The sequence below is a fragment of the Bacillus jepli genome, from assembly GCF_047238305.1.
Lineage (GTDB): Bacteria > Bacillota > Bacilli > Bacillales > Bacillaceae_L > Ferdinandcohnia.
The window spans coordinates 2,461,375-2,481,487 of sequence record NZ_JBDFMO010000001.1 but is presented as its reverse complement, the minus strand read 5'-3'; the positions used below and the strand labels follow the sequence as shown (position 1 = coordinate 2,481,487).

Annotated in this window: 20 protein-coding genes and 3 other annotated features; of the genes, 3 read left to right on the top strand and 17 right to left on the bottom strand. The window is 37.7% G+C overall.

Annotation, left to right across the window (positions count from 1 at the left end):
* Nucleotides 1–4 precede the first annotated feature (4 nt).
* The 4 genes from ABC371_RS12710 to zapA all read right to left on the bottom strand — a co-directional run bounded on the left by ABC371_RS12710 (nucleotide 5) and on the right by zapA (nucleotide 5,066).
* Nucleotides 5–2,365 (bottom strand): endonuclease MutS2, encoded by a 2,361-nt coding sequence (locus tag ABC371_RS12710; protein ID WP_412897125.1) that lies wholly within the window; start codon nucleotides 2,363–2,365, stop codon nucleotides 5–7.
* Between the two features lie 53 nt (nucleotides 2,366–2,418).
* Entirely contained in the window at nucleotides 2,419–4,137 is a 1,719-nt protein-coding gene (polX, locus tag ABC371_RS12705; RefSeq protein ID WP_412897124.1) for a DNA polymerase/3'-5' exonuclease PolX, read from the bottom strand.
* A gap of 125 nt (nucleotides 4,138–4,262) precedes the next feature.
* A complete protein-coding gene (locus tag ABC371_RS12700; protein ID WP_412897123.1) occupies nucleotides 4,263–4,790 on the bottom strand; it encodes a CvpA family protein in 528 nt (175 codons plus the stop codon).
* 6 nt (nucleotides 4,791–4,796) lie between these two features.
* On the bottom strand, nucleotides 4,797–5,066 hold the full coding sequence (gene zapA, locus ABC371_RS12695) for a cell division protein ZapA (RefSeq protein WP_136378054.1): 270 nt from the start codon (nucleotides 5,064–5,066) through the stop codon (nucleotides 4,797–4,799).
* A 133-nt stretch (nucleotides 5,067–5,199) separates the two neighbouring features.
* On the opposite strand from zapA, the gene rnhC reads away from it, so the two are divergent.
* Nucleotides 5,200–6,135 (top strand): ribonuclease HIII, encoded by a 936-nt coding sequence (gene rnhC, locus ABC371_RS12690; RefSeq protein WP_412897122.1) that lies wholly within the window; start codon nucleotides 5,200–5,202, stop codon nucleotides 6,133–6,135.
* A 93-nt stretch (nucleotides 6,136–6,228) separates the two neighbouring features.
* On the opposite strand, the gene pheT is transcribed toward rnhC, so the two are convergent.
* The 4 genes from pheT to ABC371_RS12670 form a co-directional block, all read right to left on the bottom strand.
* A complete protein-coding gene (gene pheT / locus ABC371_RS12685) occupies nucleotides 6,229–8,643 on the bottom strand; it encodes a phenylalanine--tRNA ligase subunit beta (protein ID WP_412897121.1) in 2,415 nt (804 codons plus the stop codon).
* A gap of 15 nt (nucleotides 8,644–8,658) precedes the next feature.
* Complete coding sequence (gene pheS, locus ABC371_RS12680; RefSeq protein WP_412897120.1) at nucleotides 8,659–9,693, bottom strand: phenylalanine--tRNA ligase subunit alpha; 1,035 nt, start codon at nucleotides 9,691–9,693, stop codon at nucleotides 8,659–8,661.
* 173 nt (nucleotides 9,694–9,866) lie between these two features.
* Nucleotides 9,867–10,103, bottom strand: a binding site (T-box leader).
* 60 nt (nucleotides 10,104–10,163) lie between these two features.
* Complete coding sequence (locus ABC371_RS12675; protein WP_412899345.1) at nucleotides 10,164–10,865, bottom strand: YwaF family protein; 702 nt, start codon at nucleotides 10,863–10,865, stop codon at nucleotides 10,164–10,166.
* 18 nt (nucleotides 10,866–10,883) lie between these two features.
* Entirely contained in the window at nucleotides 10,884–11,633 is a 750-nt protein-coding gene (locus tag ABC371_RS12670) for a TrmH family RNA methyltransferase (RefSeq protein ID WP_412897119.1), read from the bottom strand.
* 120 nt (nucleotides 11,634–11,753) lie between these two features.
* On the opposite strand from ABC371_RS12670, the gene sspI reads away from it, so the two are divergent.
* Nucleotides 11,754–11,963 carry a small acid-soluble spore protein SspI gene (gene sspI / locus ABC371_RS12665; RefSeq protein WP_136378062.1) on the top strand — a complete coding sequence of 70 codons (210 nt, stop codon included), beginning with the start codon at nucleotides 11,754–11,756 and terminating at the stop codon, nucleotides 11,961–11,963.
* A gap of 41 nt (nucleotides 11,964–12,004) precedes the next feature.
* Here the strand turns inward: sspI and ABC371_RS12660 are convergent, their stop codons facing one another.
* A complete protein-coding gene (locus tag ABC371_RS12660; RefSeq protein ID WP_412897118.1) occupies nucleotides 12,005–13,090 on the bottom strand; it encodes a M42 family metallopeptidase in 1,086 nt (361 codons plus the stop codon).
* Between the two features lie 80 nt (nucleotides 13,091–13,170).
* Nucleotides 13,171–13,608: a dUTP diphosphatase gene (gene dut, locus ABC371_RS12655; RefSeq protein WP_412897117.1), complete on the bottom strand. Its 438-nt coding sequence runs from the start codon at nucleotides 13,606–13,608 to the stop codon at nucleotides 13,171–13,173.
* Between the two features lie 109 nt (nucleotides 13,609–13,717).
* Between dut and ABC371_RS12650 the strand changes: the two genes are divergently transcribed.
* Nucleotides 13,718–14,113, top strand: coding sequence for a sigma-w pathway protein ysdB (locus tag ABC371_RS12650; RefSeq protein WP_412897116.1), 396 nt, complete (start codon nucleotides 13,718–13,720; stop codon nucleotides 14,111–14,113).
* Nucleotides 14,114–14,129: 16 nt separating this feature from the next.
* Here ABC371_RS12650 and ABC371_RS12645 read toward each other — a convergent pair whose 3' ends face one another.
* The 7 genes from ABC371_RS12645 to ytxC all read right to left on the bottom strand — a co-directional run bounded on the left by ABC371_RS12645 (nucleotide 14,130) and on the right by ytxC (nucleotide 19,824).
* Nucleotides 14,130–14,717: a TVP38/TMEM64 family protein gene (locus ABC371_RS12645; RefSeq protein ID WP_412897115.1), complete on the bottom strand. Its 588-nt coding sequence runs from the start codon at nucleotides 14,715–14,717 to the stop codon at nucleotides 14,130–14,132.
* A gap of 71 nt (nucleotides 14,718–14,788) precedes the next feature.
* Nucleotides 14,789–15,058, bottom strand: a complete 270-nt coding sequence (locus ABC371_RS12640) for a DUF1294 domain-containing protein (protein ID WP_412897114.1) — start codon at nucleotides 15,056–15,058, stop codon at nucleotides 14,789–14,791.
* 154 nt (nucleotides 15,059–15,212) lie between these two features.
* On the bottom strand, nucleotides 15,213–15,569 hold the full coding sequence (gene rplT / locus ABC371_RS12635; RefSeq protein ID WP_078413995.1) for a 50S ribosomal protein L20: 357 nt from the start codon (nucleotides 15,567–15,569) through the stop codon (nucleotides 15,213–15,215).
* 39 nt (nucleotides 15,570–15,608) lie between these two features.
* Nucleotides 15,609–15,809, bottom strand: coding sequence for a 50S ribosomal protein L35 (rpmI, locus tag ABC371_RS12630; protein WP_116351718.1), 201 nt, complete (start codon nucleotides 15,807–15,809; stop codon nucleotides 15,609–15,611).
* Nucleotides 15,810–15,830: 21 nt separating this feature from the next.
* Nucleotides 15,831–16,349 (bottom strand): translation initiation factor IF-3, encoded by a 519-nt coding sequence (infC, locus tag ABC371_RS12625; protein ID WP_412899344.1) that lies wholly within the window; start codon nucleotides 16,347–16,349, stop codon nucleotides 15,831–15,833.
* Nucleotides 16,350–16,427: 78 nt separating this feature from the next.
* Nucleotides 16,428–16,562, bottom strand: a sequence feature (ribosomal protein L20 leader region).
* A gap of 121 nt (nucleotides 16,563–16,683) precedes the next feature.
* Entirely contained in the window at nucleotides 16,684–18,615 is a 1,932-nt protein-coding gene (gene thrS / locus ABC371_RS12620) for a threonine--tRNA ligase (RefSeq protein ID WP_412897113.1), read from the bottom strand.
* Between the two features lie 51 nt (nucleotides 18,616–18,666).
* Nucleotides 18,667–18,897 (bottom strand) — a binding site (T-box leader).
* 75 nt (nucleotides 18,898–18,972) lie between these two features.
* Nucleotides 18,973–19,824, bottom strand: a complete 852-nt coding sequence (gene ytxC / locus ABC371_RS12615) for a putative sporulation protein YtxC (RefSeq protein ID WP_412899343.1) — start codon at nucleotides 19,822–19,824, stop codon at nucleotides 18,973–18,975.
* Between the last annotated feature and the right edge of the window lie 289 nt (nucleotides 19,825–20,113).

The window sequence follows — 20,113 nt, the reverse complement described above, 5'->3', positions numbered from 1 at the left end:
ATGTTTATTTAAGTTCTACAACAGTGACGCCTGTTCCACCTTCTCCTGCTTCCCCAAATCTTGTTGATTTTACAGAGCGGTGATTTTTCAGGTATTCTTGAACTCCCTGCCTTAGGGCACCCGTTCCTTTTCCATGGATAATGGAAACACGAGGATATCCCGCTAATAAAGCATCATCAATGTATTTTTCCACTCTTGCTAGTGCATTTTCATAGCGTTCACCACGTAAGTCAAGCTCCAGACTCACATGATAATCTTTACCTCTTACTGTTGCAAGAGGTTTTGTTTCCACTGGTTTCGGGCTACTCACATATTCAAGGTCTTTTTCCTTTACTTTCATTTTTAAAATCCCAATTTGTACTTGCCATTCATTATTTCCTGCTTTTTCAATTAGATGACCCTTTTGATTTAGGCTGATCACCTTCACTTCGTCACCTGGAACAAGCTTTCTCTTCGTTTTCGTTGCAACAGATTGTTTACTTGTTTTTTCTGTAAGCTTTGGAACGGCATTTTCCAAGCGCTTTTTTGCATCAATCAATTGATGTTCTTTGACAAGCGATTGTTGTTCAAGCTTCATTTTACGTAAATCGCGAATAACGCCTTCTGCTTCAGCTTTTGCATTTTCGATTGTTTCAGCTGCTTTTTGTTCGGCTTTTTCATATAGTTTATCACGCTGTTCATTAAATTCGATGATTTGCTGTTGTAGCTGTTTATGAAGTTTTTCAGCTTGTTTGCGGATTTCTTCTGCGTCATCAAGCTCTTGCTCAGCATCTTTTTTACTTTTTTCCAAAGATGCGATCATATTTTCAACTGTGTTCGTTTCAGAGCTAATATGACTTTTTGCAGCATGAATTATCAGATCTGAAAGTCCAAGACGTTTTGAAATTTCAAATGCATTACTTCGTCCTGGTACTCCAATTAATAGCTTATAAGTCGGGCTCAATGTTTCTATATCAAATTCGACACTTGCATTAATAACTCCTTCTCGATTATATCCATATGCTTTGAGCTCTGGATAATGAGTTGTAGCAATCACCCTCGCACCACGATTATAGACTTCATCAAGAATGGAGATTGCAAGTGCAGCTCCTTCCTGTGGATCGGTTCCAGCTCCCAATTCATCAAAAAGCACTAAACTATTTTCATCAACTCGCTTTAAAATATCTACAATATTTACCATATGAGATGAAAACGTACTTAAGCTTTGTTCAATGGATTGTTCGTCCCCGATGTCAGCATACACCGATTCAAATACAGCAATCTCTGACTCTTCCTGTGCAGGAATTTGTAAACCTGATTGTGCCATAATCGTTAATAAACCGATCGTTTTTAATGTCACGGTTTTACCACCTGTATTTGGACCCGTTATAACGATTGAAGTAAAATCTTTACCAAGCTCAATATCATTAGGAACGACTATTTGTGGGTCAATTAACGGATGGCGGCCCTTTTTTATTAGGACATAACCATTGCCATTAATTTTTGGTTTCGAGCCTTTTACTTTTTTACTGTAGCTCGCTTTTGTGAACATAAAATCCAGTTCACCAAGTGTCTCGACATTCTGATAAAGTGATTCAGCTTCACCTGCTACTTCGTTTGACAACTCGAGTAAAATACGATCAATTTCTTGTTTTTCTCTCACCCTCGCTTCTTGCAGTACATTATTAAGCTCCACCACTGATTGCGGTTCAATAAATAATGTAGCACCTGAAGAGGATTGGTCATGAACGATTCCGCCATATGTCCCACGGTATTCTTGTTTAACTGGAATGACATATCGGTCATTACGTATCGTAATAATGGCATCCGAAAGTGTTTTTTGAGCGGATGATGAACGAATAATATGTTCAAGCTTTTCCCTAATTCTTGCTTCACTACTACGGAGCTGCACGCGAATTCCTCGTAATTTGTCACTCGCGCCATCCATGACCACTCCATTATCATCAATACTGTTTTTTATTTTTTGCTCAAGCTCGAATAAGGGCGTAATGTTTGTAACAAGTTCCCCTAATATAGGTAAACCTATATCATCCTCAATCATGCCCTCTATAAATTTCTTCATTTGACGTCCGGCATAAATTGTACCTGCAATATCTAATAGCTCCATTGTATTTAGAGCTCCTCCGATGCTAGCACGCTTTATGGAGGCTCTAACATCCGTTAATCCTCCGAGCGGAACATTTCCTTTTAAACGCAGTACTTTTGCAGCTTCATCTGTTTGTTCTTGTAGAAAAATAACCTCGTCTACATTTGTGGACGGGATCATTTTATCTACCTTTTCTCTTCCTAATGAGGATGAGACATGCTGTTTGAGCTGCTCCTTTACTTTATCAAATTCTAATACCTTTAAAACTCGTGGTTGCATGCTGTAACTCCCTTCCTGCACCAACTGCTTCAACATCAAGGACCGTTATAATCCTATAAATTTCGTTTTAGATAAGCAATTAGCTCATCCTTATCCCATGTATTAATGACATTCTCCTTTTTAATCCACCCTTTTATTGCAGCGGAAACGCCATATCCCATATCCTCAAGCATGTCCATATTATGTGCATCCGTGTTAATAACTAGTTTTACACCCTTCTCCTGTGCCTTTTTAATATATTCTGAAGAAAGGTCTAATCGATTTAGATTCGCATTTAGTTCTAACGCTGTATTTGTTTCTTTTGCTAACTCAATTAACATATCGACATCTACGTCATACCCTTTTCTACGCCCGATTATCCTTCCAGTAGGGTGGGCGATAATATCTACATGTAGATTTTCAAGAGCCGTTTTTAAGCGATGCATGATTTTCTCTCTTGGTTGAGAAAAGCTTGAATGGATTGATGCAATCACGACATCAACATCCCTAATAATGTCGTCGTTATAATCAAGACTGCCATCAGGTAGGATATCCATTTCAACACCTGTAAATATTGTAAAATCTTCATATTTTTCATTTAATCTTTTAATTTCTTTATGTTGTTCTAGTAATCGTTCAGGTGTTAGCCCATTTGCCACGCGTAAGTATTGGGAATGGTCTGTAATCGCCATATAACGATAGCCTTTATTCCTGCTAGCCTCTACCATTTCTTCGATTGTGTAGGCACCATCACTCCAAGATGTATGCATATGGAGATCACCTTTTATATCTTCGAGCTGAATATGTTCCACTTTCTCTTGGAATGCATCTACCTCAGAGCCATCCTCTCTAAGTTCAGGAGGGATAAAGGTAAGTCCAAAATATTGGTAGAATTCTTCTTCCGTTTCAAAGGTTTTTATTTCACCTGTCTCACTGTTTTCAACGCCATACTCACTAATTTTTTCACCACGTTCTTTTGCTAATTGCCTCATTCTTACATTATGGTCTTTGCTACCCGTAAAATGGTGAAGGGTGGTTGCAAATTCATGTGGTTTCACAAGACGAAAATCAACCGAAATATCATAGCTATATGAAATTTGGACGGAAACCTTTGTATCTCCACTTGCGATAATTCCATTAATGCCGTTTAGCTGTAAAAGCTGTTCTCGCACTTTTTCAGGTTCATTCGTTGCAATTATAAAATCAAGGTCTTTGATTGTTTCTCTCATTCGACGAAGGCTGCCTGCACGAGAAAAGGTGAAGATTCCATCCATCTTACTAAGCTGTTCCTCAATTTCTTCAGTTAGTGTTAGCATTAAAGCAATCGGCAGGCGATCTGGTCGTTTGCCATATTCCTCAATAGCAGCAAGTATTTTTTCTTCAGTTTTCTTTCCGAAGCCTGCTAGATTTTGAATTTTTTCATTTTGGCATGCTTGTTTTAACATTTCCATATCTTCTATGCCTAGTTCCTGATAGAGCTTGGCTATTTTTTTGCCACCAAGTCCTGGCAGGTTAAGTAAGGGGATCAGTCCTTCAGGTACCTTTTCTTTTAATTCATTTAACACTGTTGATTCTTCTGTATCGATGTATTCTGTAATCACCGCCGCTGTTCCTTTGCCAATTCCAGGTAATGATGTGAAATCCTCAATCGTCGTTAAGCTTCGATCGTCATTTTCAAGGGCTCCTGCTGCTTTTCGAAAAGCAGATATTTTAAATGGGTTGTCCCCTTTTAATTCCATATAAATCGCAATTGTTTCTAAAAGACGGATTACATCTTTTTTATTGATTGTCATGGTTACCACCTACCTATATTCCTTACGTTCAACTATCCAAAATGATACAGATTTTTTGTGAAAAAGTCACTTTTTGTGGGTTAAAAACTGTTTTTCACAAAAAAAACTTCTCTGTTAGAGAGAAGTTAGATCCACATGTCCTTAATTTTACCTGTAAAGAATGGGGTATGTTGGACAATCATTTTAGCCATAAATGAATCATTAAGATTAGACTGAACGATTTCAACCGGGAGGAGTGCTCCAATATAAAGTACGATAAAGACAATTAAATAGACTTCAACAAAACCTAATAGACCTCCAGCCCACCCGTTGATTTGTTTTAAAAGTGGTAGATTTGCAAGGAAGTCAAGCATTGATCCAATGATTTGCCATAGAAACTTTGTGGCAAAGAAGATAATGGCAAAGGCAATGGCACGATAATAAGCTGTTTCTAAATTTGTACTTTCAAATAAAAATTTCATGGTATCGGCATCACCGAATGTTGGATATGGAATCCATAATACTAATTTTGGCATAAGTTCATCATAATAAAGGTATGCAACAATAAATGCAACAATAAACCCGGTCAGATGAACGATTTGGAGGATAAATCCTCTTCTTAACCCAATTATAAATCCCATTAAAAGGATGATTATTAAGACTATATCGAACATTTCACGTCAATCCTTTTCATTTTTTGCTTGTTCTAATTGTTTTTCAAGTTCTTCATATTCTTCTTTAAGCTTTAAATGCTCATGGACTATATTTACGGCTGTTAAAACCGCCAGTTTATTAATATCAAGAGAGGGATTTTTACTGCTAATTTCTCTCATTTTATCATCGACAATTGAGGCCACAAGGCGTATATGGCTTGTGCTCTCAGACCCGATAATCGAATATTGCTGTCCATATATATCTACAGTTGTTTTTGTTTTTTGTGTCTGTGACAAGTAGTTGGCCTCCATTCTAGTCAATCCTACAGATAATAATACCATGAACACGATATTTATGGAAAGAAATCTCAACAAACGTTATGATAGATTATAAAGAATCATATCTAAATATGTAAGGGGAAAGTTAATTTTGTCTAATACTGTCCTAAAGTGTACCCCCGGTACGATTGAAAAAATGAAATTACATTATAGAAGTCAATTACAGGCTAAGGTCCCACAGGGTGGGGTTTTTGTTGCTAAACTACCAAGCTGTACCATTACAGCATATAAATCTGGGAAAGTATTATTTCAAGGAAATGGCGCTGCGGCTGAAGCGGATAAATGGGGAAGTTCAGAAACTTCTACTAAATCGACTACTAATAAGAAATCTGTTGCGAAAAATAGTGGCTTACCACCCAATATCGGAACACTTTCAATGGTCGGCTCTGATGAGGTTGGAACAGGTGACTTTTTTGGTCCAATGACTGTTGTTGCCGCATATGTTTCGAATGATAAGTTTGCTTTGCTAAAGGAACTTGGGGTAAAAGATTCTAAGGATTTAAATGACAAACAAATTTGTGAAATTGCTGAATCGATTATTCATGCAATCCCATATAGCCTTTTAATTTTACATAATGAAAAATACAATGAACTTCAAGCAAGAGGCATGACTCAAGGTAAAATGAAGGCATTGCTACATAACCAAGCAATTGGGCATGTCCTAAAAAAAATTGCACCCGCTACACCAGACGGTATTTTAATCGACCAATTTGCTGTTCCTGATGTGTATTTCAAGCATTTGGCCGGTCAAAAGGAGATTATAAAAGACAATGTGTATTTCAGTACAAAGGCAGAAGGGGTTCATTTATCTGTTGCCGCTGCTTCCATCATAGCAAGGTATTCTTTCGTTAAGGAATTTGATAAGCTAAGTGAGAAGGCTGGTCTTGAATTAAAAAAGGGGGCTGGAACCCAAGTTGATGTAGTTGCTGCTAAACTGATCAAAAAGCATGGAATAGGAGCACTTCGTAGCTTCACAAAGCTTCATTTTGCAAATACAGAAAAAGCAAAGAAAATAGCTAGGATATAAGAAAAGCGCTAAGCACGTCTGCCTATCAACGACAGTGCCTGGAGCTAGACATAAAAAAATGGAGTGGGTCCAATGTGACCCCTCCATTTTTTATTATGAACGCAATGTTGCATTGAATTTTTCAGCAACAGCTTTTAGTACTTTTTCATGTGCTTTTGTTACTTCTTCTTCAGTTAATGTACGTTCTGGATCAAAATACTTGATTGAATAAGCAACTGATTTTTTACCAGGTTCCATACGCTCTCCCTCATAAAGGTCAAAGATTGTAACATCGCGAAGTAGCTTACCACCCGCTTCAATAATAACCTGCTTCATGTCACCAGCAGCAACTGATTGATCTACAACAAGTGCTATATCACGAGTCATAGACGGGAATCGTGGAATTGGTTGATAAAGGATTTCTTCAACATCCGCTTCTAGAACATCCTTTAATGATAATTCAACCACATACGTTGGCGTTAAATCTAAGTCTTTTTGAACATTCGGATGAACTTGGCCAACAAACCCAATTTCTTTGTTATCTAATAACACAGCAGCTGTTCGTCCAGGATGCATCCCTTCCACTCTAGCTTGTAGGAATGAAGTTCTATTTTCAAGACCAAGCTTTTCGAATAGCCCTTCTAAAATTCCTTTTACTACATAGAAATCTACCGTTTTTTTCTCACCTTGCCATGTTGGTGATAACCATGAACCTGTTAGGGCAATTGCTAAGTGTTCCTTTTCTTCCGGTAGTTCTTGGTCTGGTCTAGGAATAAATACTGATCCTGTTTCGTAAGTTGATACACTATCAATTTGACGAGCTAGATCATGTGAAACAACTTCTAATAAATGTGGAAGAAGGCTTAATCTTAAAAGACTACGTTCTTCACTCATAGGCATAGCCAAACGAATTGGCTCAGTTTGTTCAAGTGCATATTTGTTTACTTTTTCAGCACTTGTAAGTGAATATGTGATACTTTGATATAATCCAACACCTTCTAAATATCTTCTAACTAAACGACGCTTTGCTTGATAATCCGTTAATCTACCAGGTTTTGATTCTCCAACGGGAAGAGTTGTTGGTAATTCATCATATCCATATAGTCGCGCTACTTCTTCAATTAGATCCTCTTCAATAGTAATGTCAGGTCTACGAGTAGGTACGGTTACATGGAATGTATCATTATCCACAGTAAATGAGAATTTTAGATTCGTAAAAATGGCTTCTACTTTTTCTTTTGAAATTGCAGTACCTAACACTTTGTTGATTCTATCAAGTGATACAGATACATTTACTGGCTGAATATCAAGAGTATCAACAGCCACAACACCGTCAAGAACTTCACCACCAGCGAACTCCGCCATTAATTCAGCTGCACGGTCTGCTGCTTCACGAGTACGGTTTGGATCAATCCCTTTCTCAAAGCGCGCACTAGCCTCGCTACGTAAACCGTGGTCTTTAGATGACTTACGAATTGTGCTTCCTGTAAAATAAGCAGACTCGATTAAAACGGTTGTTGTGTCACTTTTCACTTCAGAATTCGCTCCACCCATTACACCTGCAAGGGCAACTGGAACTGTTCCATTTGTAATCACTAGGTGTTCATCCGTTAATGTACGCTCTGTATCATCTAGTGTTGTAATCTTTTCTCCATTGTTTGCACGTCTAACAAGAATTTCTTTAGAACCTAGTCGATCATAATCAAACGCATGTAGTGGTTGACCATATTCTAATAAAATGTAATTTGTAATGTCGACAACATTATTATGTGGGCGGATTCCTTCTGCCATCAAACGTGTTTGAAGCCATAAAGGCGATGGACCAATTTTTACATTCTTCACTACACGTGCTACATATAATGGATTATCTTCCTTCGCTTCTACAGAAATCGAAATGTAATCCTCCGCTTTTTCCCCTGAAGTTGATACCTTTGGTTGTGGTAGTTTTACGTCTGTTCCTAAAATAGCCGCAACCTCATATGCAACCCCCATCATACTCATAGCATCAGCACGATTAGGTGTTAATCCAAGCTCAAGAACCTTATCATCAAGATTTAACGCAGCAATTGCGTCTGTTCCTGGCTCTACATCATGTGGGAAAACAAAAATTCCTTCAGCATATTCCTTCAATACAAGCTTTGATTCAAAACCAAGTTCTTGAAGAGAGCAAATCATTCCATTTGATTCTTCCCCACGAAGCTTCGCCTTTTTGATTTTAAAATTGCCAGGTAAGACAGCTCCTACCTTAGCGACTACAACCTTTTGGCCTTTTGCAACGTTCGGTGCTCCACAAATAATTTGAACAGGCTCCCCTTCACCTACATCAACAAGACATTTATTTAATTTGTCAGCATTTGGGTGCTGCTCACACTCTAATACATGACCAACGACAATCCCACTAATACCTTCTCCTAAATGATCGACACCTTCTACTTCAATTCCACTTCTCGTAATTTTTTCTGCTAATTCTTCTGCCGTTACTCTTGATAAATCAACGTATTCATGCAACCATTTATATGAAACAAACATTCCTATTCTCCCTCCTTAAGCCCGATTAAATTGTTTGATGAAACGATTATCATTTGTGTATAAATGACGAATATCATCAATACCATATTTCAACATTGCAATACGCTCTGGGCCCATTCCGAACGCAAATCCTGTATATTTCTTTGAATCAAAGCCAGACATCTCAAGGACATTAGGATGTACCATACCGGCACCTAAAATTTCAATCCACCCTGTCTTCTTACATACATTACATCCATCTCCGCCACACTTAAAGCAAGAGATATCCATCTCTACTGAAGGCTCAGTAAACGGGAAAAAGCTTGGGCGTAGACGAATTTCACGGTCCTCACCAAACATCTTTTTCGCAAACGTATTTAATGTACCTTTAAGGTCACTCATACGAATGTTTTCATCAACAACCAATCCTTCGATTTGGGTAAATTGATGTGAGTGGGTCGCATCATCATTATCACGGCGGTATACTTTACCTGGACAGATGATTTTTACAGGTCCTTTTCCTTCATGCTTTTCCATTGTTCTCGCTTGAACAGGAGATGTTTGGGTACGAAGGAGAATATCCTCGGTGATATAGAATGAATCCTGCATATCCCTTGCCGGGTGATCCTTCGGTAAATTTAACGCTTCAAAATTGTAATAATCCTTTTCAACTTCAGGTCCTTCCGCAATGGAATAACCCATCCCTAGGAATAAATCTTCAATTTCTTCAATAACCTTAGTAAGTGGGTGAGGCCCTCCTACTTTAATCGGTCTCCCTGGTAATGTAACATCGATTGTTTCAGAAGCTAGTTTTCTTTCGACTTCTTCTTTTTCAAGTAACTCTTGTTTTGCAGTTAGTTTTTCAGTGATTTGCTCTCTGACTTCATTGACAAGTGCTCCCATTTTTGGGCGCTCTTCTGCAGAAAGCTTGCCCATTCCTCTTAGTACTTCCGTGATCGGCCCTTTTTTCCCTAAATAAGCGACACGAATATCATTTAATTCTATAAGATTCGTTGCAGCCTCTACTTTTGCAAGAGCTTCTTCTTTCAGCTCAAGTAATCTTTCTTGCATTAATAATTCCTCCTTTTTCTTAGAAAAGCACAAGGCGCCGGTTCATCGGCGACAAGCACAAGACGAGCACTGACAGAAGGCGCTTTTTGCCTTCCGAAGTGATTGGCTTGTGACCTCGAGCCGATGGCGCCTGGAGCTAGACATTAAGACAAAATAAAAAACCTCAATCCCCAAAAAGGGACGAGGTTTAGATTCGCGGTACCACCCTTGTTAACAATTACAAAAAAGTAATTGCTCACTTCGTTTCGATAACGGCTATTGCCGGTACACCTTTACGTCTTTGGTCAGACGGTCCAAGTGCCAACTCAAGAGGTGAATTCACTTTCTTCTTCTATAAAAATGCTTGCAGTCACGGCATTTTCTCCCTGAATAGTGAGTGGAAAGTTACTAGTCTCGATCATTGTTTTTAGCTATATGTAAAGCATATAAATTATATTATACGTATCTTCGAGGTGCAAATCAAACCCAATTTAATTCTTTTTTCGTATAAATGGGAGATAGAGAATAAAAAACATGATCAATGCGACAATTTCCAAGGATAAGATATACCAAGGGTACGGACCAAGAAAGTCGATTAAGCTTGGGTTTATTGGTTTTCTCGCGAGAAACATATAGTTTCCACCAGTTGCTTTGTTGATGAAAAAGACGATGAATGCAATGACATTCAAAGCAGTAAATGCCTTCCAAACAGATTTGAAAGTGGGTCTACTATTCTCATACCAAAGCATGTACAGGCTTGCTAGAATAATCGCGATATGAGCTAAGAAAAAGTGAAAATAACGATAATGTGGAAAGTCATAGGCGAGCTCCGGTGTAAGCATAGCTTGTAGGGCACCACCTATGCCTAAGAAATAGGTTACTTCAAATAACAGATGGCTCTTAGTCAGTAACATGATAATACTCAAAAAAAGCGAAATTGAGCAAAGCTGAAAAGGTAAGGAATCAATTGGGTCCCATACTCCCGTAAATAAATACCAAACATAAAGGGACAGTTCACTAATTAATAAAAATAGTGCCAATGTATAACGAATGACTGATTTTCCTTTTGTAAGTCTGGTTCTAAAAAGAAATAAAAGAACACCCGAGACTAAAAGCAAGCCCACCATCACGACATGTGAAAAAGATAACCAATGGAACGGTTCGCCTACAACAGACCTCCCAAAAAAGTCGATAATTTTACTCCCCCCTGTTTACCTCAAATGATAAAGTAAAATCCCCGCTGCTACTGCAACATTTAAAGACTCGCTTTTTCCGTAGATTGGAATATAGAGATTTTGATCTGTTTTCTCTAGTAATTCTGCTTGTACTCCATTCCCTTCATTTCCGACGATTAATGCAAAGGAATTTTCGACAGGAGCTTGTTTATAGTCAACCGCGTTCTTTAAAGATGTTCCATAGACTTTAATACCATTTTGTTTAAGCCCATCAATCGTTTCATGTAAATTTTCTTTCACAATAGGTATATGAAAAATCGAGCCCTGTGTGGAACGAATTACCTTTGAATTATAGACATCAACGCTTCCTTCACCAATGATCACAGCATCCATACCTGCTGCATCTGCAGTTCGAATCATCGTGCCTAGATTACCAGGATCCTGTACAGCATCTACTAATAACAATCTGGTAAACTGCCCACCCTCTTTTACCGAATACTGTTCGCAAATGGCAGCCACCCCTTGTGAAGTATCTGTATCACTTATTTCCTGCATAATCTTTTCTGTTACAATCGTGATGGATAGATTATCCACATTCCAGCTTGTGGGGATGTCTACCGTTTCACTAATGATTAATTCTCTTATGATAGCGTCACTTTTTAACGCCTCTTCGACTAAATGAAAGCCTTCAATCATAAAAGTAGCAGTCTTATCACGTTCTTTTTTTGTATGTAGTTTTTTCCATTGCTTAATTTGAGGATTTTTATTTGATTCAATTCGTTTCAACGTATTTTTTGCTCCTTTTAGCTAATTCTTTTTCCATTATATCCTATGGTAAATACATAAAAAAGGCGGAACGTGTAAAAGATACAAAAGAAAAGTTACATATGAAAGGTGTGCTTGTAAATGAACTTGAACTTAAGACATGCTGTTAAGCACAATGTCTCTGGAAATTCTCAAGCGGAATTAGAAGATACGATTGTAGATGCCATTCAAAGTGGCGAAGAAAAAATGCTTCCAGGATTAGGAGTATTATTTGAAGTCATTTGGGAAAATGCAAGCCAAGAGGAAAAACAAGAAATGCTGTCAACTTTAGAGCAAGGATTAAAGCAATAATGAGAAAAGCCGATGACATCCTAATCATCGGCTTTTTATTATCAATCAAATTTAATTTTGTTAACTGTTTCTTCGTCGAGACGTTTAATCACTTCTGCAATAAGCTTCACTGCATTTTCATAATCATCACGATGAAGAATACCGGCATGTGAATGGATATAGCGTGTTGCGATTGTAATCGCTAAAGCTGGAACACCTTCTAGGGAAATGTGGATTGATCCAGCGTCTGTTCCACCACCAGCAATCGCATCAAACTGATATGGGATGCTAAGTTCATCCGCAACTCCAACAACAAAATCACGTAAGCCTTTATGAGAAACCATGGAAGCATCATATAGAATAATTTGAGGACCTTCCCCCATTTTGCTCATTGCTTCTTTTTCCGAAATTCCAGGTGTATCACCTGCAATACCCACATCAACGGCAATTGCAAGATCAGGCTTGATCATTGATGCTGCTGTTTTGGCACCACGAAGACCTACTTCCTCTTGAACCGAACCGACTCCATACACAACGTTTGGATGTTCTTCATTTTTCAAATATTTTAGGACATCGATAGCAATCGCACAGCCAATTCGGTTATCCCATGCTTTTGCAAGTAGCATTTTTTCATTATTCATCACAGTGAATTCAAAATATGGAACAACCTGGTCACCAGGTTTCACTCCAAATTCTAGAGCTTGCTCTCTATTTGCCGCACCAATATCAATGAACATATCTTTGATTTCAACAGGCTTCTTACGTGCATCTGCAGTTAAGATATGGGGTGGTTTAGAACCTATTACACCCGTAATATCTCCTTTACTAGTGACAACGGTTACCCGTTGAGCAAGCATAACCTGTGACCACCAGCCACCAACAGTTTGGAAACGTAAAAATCCTTTTTCATCAATTTGTGTCACCATGAAGCCAACTTCATCTAAATGCCCAGAAATCATGATTTTCGGACCAGTTGGGTTGCCTTCTTTTTTTGCGATTAAACTTCCTAGTCCATCATAAGAAAGTTCATCAGAATATGGAGTTATGTATTTTTTCATGACTTCACGAGGCTCTCGTTCATTACCAGGAATACCTTTTGCGTCGGTAAGATCTTTTAGCATCGTTAATGTTTCATCAAGCTTTGTCATTTGTAAATCACCTAACTTTCGTTAATTTGACAATTTCATTATACAGAAAATAGTGGTAATTGAGCAATTTTGGCTCCTTATTATTTGGTCCCACTCGACCCAAATCCGCCTTCTCCTCTTTCAGAGGCAGCCACATCCTCAACCTGTAGCAAGTTAACCTGAGCAACTTCAGCAATCACCATCTGTGCTATCCTCATTTGTTTTTCCACTACAAAATCTTCTTTTCCATGATTAATTAAGATGACCGCAACTTCTCCACGATAGCCTTCATCAATGGTCCCTGGACTATTTAAAACCGTTACTGAGTGTTTGAGTGCTAGTCCACTCCTTGGTCGTACTTGTGCTTCTGTTCCCGGTGGCAGCTCCATTTTAATCCCCGTTTTAACTAATTCAGCTTCCCCTGGTTTAATCACTTTTTCTTCAGCCGAAAATAAATCTAAGCCTGCATCACCTGGATTTGCTTGTAATGGAAGCCTTGCATCCTCGTTTAGCAGCATTACTTTTAAGTTATATGTCATACAAAAATCCTCCTCTAGAAAAAAATTATAACAAATTTAAAATAACTTGAAACCTTTTGTATAGGTTATTCGTATATGTTGGCAGATTGAAAATGGAGGGAGTCCTCTTATGTTTGTCATACTTATTCGTTTTGTCATCTTACTTCTAATCATCTTTTTATTATATCGTATTTTCAAGTACGTACTAAATCCAAAGAGGAAGCTTGAGCTCGCTCAAGAAAAAGAGGAATTCTACTGGCTTGATGACCTAGCAAATGTCCATAAAAACTTTTTATTAACGTATAAGGGAGTTTTATTTGAAGGGGAAAAATATTTAGGATCTACCAAAAAATCATTTGAGGTTGTATCTATCTTTGTATGGGCCAAAACTGATAATTTGAAGGGATTAACCTATACGGATTTTCAATACATCGAGCGTAGAATTAATGAAGTATATCCACATGCGAAAATTGATTGGAAAAGTCCAATAAAAGAACTACTAAAGGAAAACAGTCGTGAGCGTTAACTCCACGACTGTTTTTTCATTGAAATGACCTACCTGCCTTAGGATTAAAAAATTCATGCCATTTGATAATAACCTGTTTTTCTCGGAGTAGATAGAACAATAGAGTAAGTGCTAGGAGTATCGCGAGAATTACAGTTGTAGAGAATTCACGGATAAATTGACCGAAAACGGTATAGAGAAGGGCTACTGGGAAATTTGTATAGAAGGAGGCTTTGGCATAGTTTCGAAAATGCCTTGTAACATCCATGATACATAGTGATAATAGGTGAAAATTAATAAAAGGAATAAGACGTAAGATTGCAATTTGCCCAATAGTAAAATTCACTTTGTCTCCTAACCATTTTTGCTTGAGTGTATTAATTTTGTTGGACAATCTTGGGACCTGCCGATATAAGAAATAAAAAAGAATGCTAAGCATGGTTAATCCTAGTATGGAATAGAGCGTTCCAAAAACAGAGCCGAATAAAATGCCCCCGACGATACATACGACAGGAACTGGTATGAAAAAGATAGGACGGATAAGATGTATACCAATAAAAATAATGGGGGCAAGCAGTCCAGTGGATTGAATAAAAACAAACAGCAGTGTCATCGTATCATCCAAATGTACAACTCACCTCTTCCGATAAATTTATAAGAAAAGTGCTATTTAAGCATATACAATCGTACAAGTTGTTATGACAAGGTAACTAAAATATAAACATAAATGGCAATTGTAAGGATTGCAAGAAAAGGAAGAAGGATGACAAATTGCTTATGCTTCGTCTTATGTCGAAACTGCTTCATACCAAAAGTTGTTCCAAGCGCGCCGCCTACCATTGAGACAATCCAAATATGTTTTTCAGAGATGCGCCATTTGTTGTTTTTAGCTCTATTTTTGTCGATGTACATGAGTAGGAAACCATAAATATTGAGGATTATATAGATTATTAGAATTTGGTACATTGTGATTCCCCCTATTATAATCAAAAATAAAATTTTATAGCTGTTATTTTGTTTTTATGGCTATTAGTTCGTTTTTATAGCTGTTAGCTAAATCGACAAACAAAAAAGGTTACTCTCATTTTACAATGGGAGTAACCTTTTTACCTAGACTAAATTATTTTAAGTTACTTTTTGCAACAGTTGCTAATTCAGCGAATGCTTTTTCGTCGCTAACAGCTAGTTCAGCAAGCATTTTACGGTTTACTTCGATACCAGCTACTTTAAGTCCGTGCATTAAACGGCTGTAAGAAAGACCATTCATACGAGCAGCTGCATTGATACGAGTAATCCATAGCTTACGGAAGTCGCGTTTCTTTTGACGACGATCACGATAAGCATACATTAATGATTTCATTACTTGTTGGTTTGCAACTTTATATAAAGTGTGTTTTGAACCGAAATAACCTTTAGCTAATTTTAATACCTTTTTACGACGTTTGCGTGTAACAGTTCCGCCTTTTACTCTTGGCATTTTGTTTCCCTCCTAGAATCTATATCAATCAATCATCGATTATTTAATGTTGTCTAACATATGGCGAATACGTTTGAAATCGCCTTTGCTCACTAATGAAGCTTTGCGAAGCTTACGCTTTTGCTTTTGAGATTTATTTCCAAATAAGTGGCTTGTATATGCATGTGAACGTTTAAGCTTTCCAGATCCTGTTTTCTTAAAACGTTTTGCAGATCCACGGTGTGTTTTCATTTTTGGCATAGGGAGTTCCTCCTCGTTTCATTACTTTTCAGTTTTAGGTGCTAGTACTAAAAACATGCTTCTTCCATCCATTTTTGGATGTGATTCAACAGTAGCAACTTCAGCACAAGCTTTAGAAAAACGATCTAAAACACGTTGACCGATTTCTTTATGTGTAATCGCACGACCTTTAAAGCGAATAGATGCTTTAACTTTGTCACCTTTTTCAAGGAATTTGATTGCGTTGCGAAGCTTTGTATTAAAATCATGCTCATCAATTGTCGGACTAAGTCTAACTTCCTTGATGTTAATAACCTTTTGATTTTTGCGAGCTTCTTTATCCTTTTTCTGTTGCTCAAATCGAAATTTACCGTAGTCCATAATACGACATACAGGGGGTTTCGCATTTGGGGCAACTAGTACAAGATCAAGATTTGCTCTAGCAGCAATCTCTAATGCTTCATTTTTGGATTTAATTCCTAGCTGATCACCATTTGAACCAATCAAACGAACCTCACGGGCACGAATGCCCTCGTTTACCATCATGTCTTTGCTAATAATTAGCCACCTCCAAGGTATTTTCACTTACGCATTTACTGAATGCCTCGTTTGAAATCTTGCGCATTTTACAGATTTGAGACAAATAAAAAAGTGTGAATGTATATACACCCACACTATTACAATTCATTTACACATTAATGATTAATGAACGTAAGACCTACCAACTGCAATTTGCGTCAATCAGGTGAGAAGCGGGTGCTTCTACTTTATCAAACAAGTATTCAATTACCTAAAGAAGTATAACATGTAAGATGGTTTCTGTCAAACGGTGCATGACTAGAATAACACAACGAAATTTATTCTAGCATGCACTTTTATATTTGACAAGACTTTTTTATTTTTTAACTTCTTGTAGAATAGCAGCAAGGAATGTATCAAACGACATAGTCTCTGATTTTTGCTCGCCATATTTACGTACGTTTACTGCATTTTCCCCCATCTCATTGTCTCCTACAACGAGCATAAATGGAACTTTTTGCATCTGGGCTTCACGAATTTTATAGCCGATTTTTTCATCGCGGTCATCTATTTCTACACGTAAGCCTTCTGCTTGAAGCTTCTCTTGAACACTCTTCGCATAGTCTAAATGAACATCTGGAGAAACTGGTATGACTTGAACCTGAACAGGTGCTAACCAAGTTGGGAATGCGCCTTTGTATTCTTCAATTAGATAAGCAACAAAGCGTTCCATTGTAGATACAACGCCACGGTGGATGACGACTGGACGATGTTGTTTTCCGTCTTCACCTATATAAGTTAAATCAAAGCGTTCCGGTAATAAGAAGTCAAGCTGAACTGTTGAAAGTGTTTCATCTTTTCCAAGTGCTGTACGAACTTGAACATCAAGCTTTGGACCATAGAATGCTGCTTCACCTTCTGCCTCAAAATAATTAAGACCTAGGTCATCCATTGCAGCTTTTAACATAGCTTGCGCTTTTTCCCACATCGCATCATCATCGAAGTATTTTTCAGTATCAGCAGGATCGCGATAAGAAAGACGGAAGCTGTAGTCTTTAATATCAAAGTCTTTATAAACTTCTAAAATAAGGTTAACAACACGCTTAAACTCTTCTTGAATTTGGTCTGGACGGACGAAGATATGCGCATCATTTAGAGTCATTCCTCTAACACGTTGCAGACCAGATAATGCCCCACTCATTTCATAACGATGCATTGTTCCTAATTCCGCAATGCGGATTGGAAGCTTACGATAGCTGTGAATGCCATTTTTGTAGATCATCATGTGATGCGGGCAGTTCATTGGACGAAGCACAAGCTCTTCATTATCCATTTCCATTACCGGGAACATGTCATCTTGATAATGATCCCAGTGACCTGAAGTTTTATATAGATCGACATTTGCAAGAACAGGTGTATACACATGATCATAGCCTAGTCTAACTTCTTTATCCACAATATAGCGTTCGATCACACGACGAATAGTCGCACCTTTTGGAAGCCATAAAGGTAAGCCTTGCCCTACTTTTTGTGAGTTTGTAAAGAGGCTTAGTTCCTTACCTAATTTTCGATGGTCACGCTCTTTAGCCTCTTCAAGGAAACGAAGATGTTCTTCAAGCTCTGCTTTTTTGAAGAATGCAGTCCCATAAATACGTTGAAGCATCTTGTTGTCGCTATCCCCGCGCCAGTATGCACCAGCAATGCTTAATAGTTTAAATTCTTTAATTTTTCCTGTTGAAGGAACATGAACACCACGACAAAGGTCAAAGAATTCACCTTGCTCATAAATAGATAAAGGTTCTCCTTCTGGAATATCTTGAATCAACTCAAGCTTTAGCTCGTCACCAATCTCTTCGTAGCGACGAATCGCTTCATCTCGTGAAACCTCTATCCGGTGAATTTCAAGATTTTCATTTATAATTTTTTTCATTTCTTTTTCAATTTCAGGTAGATCCTCAGGTGTTAATGACTTTTCCATATCGATATCATAGTAGAAGCCATTTTCAATAACTGGACCTACACCAAGCTTAACGTCTTTGTATAGACGCTTAATCGCTTGCGCCATTAAGTGAGCTGTACTGTGTCGCATGATTTCTAACGCTGCATCAGTATCTTGGGTAATGATTGCTATTTCACCATCTTCATGGATTTCAGTTCGCAAATCAATTTCCTTGCCGTTAAATTTACCGGCAATTGATTTTTTCTTTAGTCCTGGGCTGATTGAGCCTGCAATTTCTTCTGTTGTTGTTCCTTTAGGAAACTCCTTCACTGCTCCGTCTGGGAATGTAATTTTTACTACATCTGACATCAGTTTTCAACTCCTTATTCTTTTTGAAAATAAAAAATACCCGTCCCAAATAAAAGGGACGAGTATTTGTATCGTGGTTCCACCCTTGTTTCCATTCAAAAAATCGAATGGCTCAAGAAATAAATAACGGTTAACCCGTCAGTAATTACAGCTTTGTATACAAAGGTTCACTACTGAAGTTTAGAGGTGGTAATAGTATCATTCGTGTTAGGAAGCTTCCAGCCTTGGCTTCCCTCTCTAAAAACCGTAATTATACCATCGTGTCCTCATCATAACTTTTAATTATAAATGTATCATTTGTAATATGTGTGTATTATAGTCTTATTTAAAAGTTAAATCAAGGGCACTTTGCATATTTTATATTTTTTTTGCTTTCAGACGTTGATTTTCAAAGGACTTCTTTGTATAAATCGTGACATTCTCTAAAAAAATGTTGTGAATGGTTTGGATCATTCCATTATCAATCTGATCGGTATAAATTGATATTGATTTAGGTGCAATTGATACTAATGGTGCCAAAACCGCAGAATCAATATACATCGGCTGATGTAAAATTAATTTTCGATCGATAAACTTGAAAAGCTCATTTCGTTTAATCTCAGTAAATGTGTCAGTATAAAAATAAAATTGCTCATCATGTAAAATATGTAATTGTTCAAGCTTTGGTTCCCGCTTTTCTCGAAATTCTCGCAGTCCTTGGATAAACGTTTGATACTCTTGCTCCAGTTTGTACTCGTCAATTGCTGACTCCACAATTTGTAATAATATTTCATTATACGAGCGCATACGAAACTTTAAAAACGATTCAAAGGAAAAAGAAATGGGAACCTGCAGGAATTCGTGAAGTGCTTCAGCTATCAGTTGTTCACGCGGAACGACATCCTGCACAGCAGGGATATCAGGGTTATTCCCATCCATTAACGCTTTTGCAATCTCTAAAATTTGTTTTTTCTCTTCAAAATCAGTAAAGTAAAATATGTTTTCGATATAATCCAGAATCCAATGATCTTCTTTATTTTTGATTATAAATTCGGTCATTACCGGAATAATCACGACCTGTACAACATAATTTGTTTTTTCTGATGCGAAAACCGCCACCACTTTTTCTTCTTCATTTACAACCTCTATGTAATCTATAGAAAGAGCTTTCGCCTTACTTAGTAAGCCCTTATACATTTTTTGTGCATCTGTTATTTCTTGAAAATGCATTTCAATCAAGCTAGTCCCCCCATTTCACCAATACCATTACCCTGTTACATGTATATGGTTAATGGGACAACTTTAGAATATAAAAAAATAGCTATCCCTTTTTTGAGATAGCTATATGCTTGAATCAAATGCGCCTTGGTGTATTTGCGCCCGATTTTTAGGCCCACATGAAGTGGGTCATAAAGACGTTGCCACAGGATGTGGCGTTCTTAGTCTTTGATCTTACAGCTCGAAAAATTTCCTCTGAAAAATCGTGGCATCCGCCGGAGGCTCTAACTTTATTCAGCCG

What these genes read in the sequence shown, in the direction of transcription:
- ABC371_RS12710 (WP_412897125.1), bottom strand. Translation starts at nt 2,365, where the DNA reads ATGCAACCACGAGTTTTAAAGGTATTAGAATTTGATAAAGTAAAGGAG.
- polX (WP_412897124.1), bottom strand. Translation starts at nt 4,137, where the DNA reads ATGACAATCAATAAAAAAGATGTAATCCGTCTTTTAGAAACAATTGCG.
- ABC371_RS12700 (WP_412897123.1), bottom strand. Translation starts at nt 4,790, where the DNA reads ATGTTCGATATAGTCTTAATAATCATCCTTTTAATGGGATTTATAATT.
- pheT (WP_412897121.1), bottom strand. Translation starts at nt 8,643, where the DNA reads ATGTTTGTTTCATATAAATGGTTGCATGAATACGTTGATTTATCAAGA.
- pheS (WP_412897120.1), bottom strand. Translation starts at nt 9,693, where the DNA reads ATGCAAGAAAGATTACTTGAGCTGAAAGAAGAAGCTCTTGCAAAAGTA.
- sspI (WP_136378062.1), top strand. Translation starts at nt 11,754, where the DNA reads ATGAACTTGAACTTAAGACATGCTGTTAAGCACAATGTCTCTGGAAAT.
- ABC371_RS12660 (WP_412897118.1), bottom strand. Translation starts at nt 13,090, where the DNA reads ATGACAAAGCTTGATGAAACATTAACGATGCTAAAAGATCTTACCGAC.
- dut (WP_412897117.1), bottom strand. Translation starts at nt 13,608, where the DNA reads ATGACATATAACTTAAAAGTAATGCTGCTAAACGAGGATGCAAGGCTT.
- ABC371_RS12650 (WP_412897116.1), top strand. Translation starts at nt 13,718, where the DNA reads ATGTTTGTCATACTTATTCGTTTTGTCATCTTACTTCTAATCATCTTT.
- ABC371_RS12640 (WP_412897114.1), bottom strand. Translation starts at nt 15,058, where the DNA reads ATGTACCAAATTCTAATAATCTATATAATCCTCAATATTTATGGTTTC.
- rplT (WP_078413995.1), bottom strand. Translation starts at nt 15,569, where the DNA reads ATGCCAAGAGTAAAAGGCGGAACTGTTACACGCAAACGTCGTAAAAAG.
- rpmI (WP_116351718.1), bottom strand. Translation starts at nt 15,809, where the DNA reads ATGCCAAAAATGAAAACACACCGTGGATCTGCAAAACGTTTTAAGAAA.
- thrS (WP_412897113.1), bottom strand. Translation starts at nt 18,615, where the DNA reads ATGTCAGATGTAGTAAAAATTACATTCCCAGACGGAGCAGTGAAGGAG.
- ytxC (WP_412899343.1), bottom strand. Translation starts at nt 19,824, where the DNA reads ATGCATTTTCAAGAAATAACAGATGCACAAAAAATGTATAAGGGCTTA.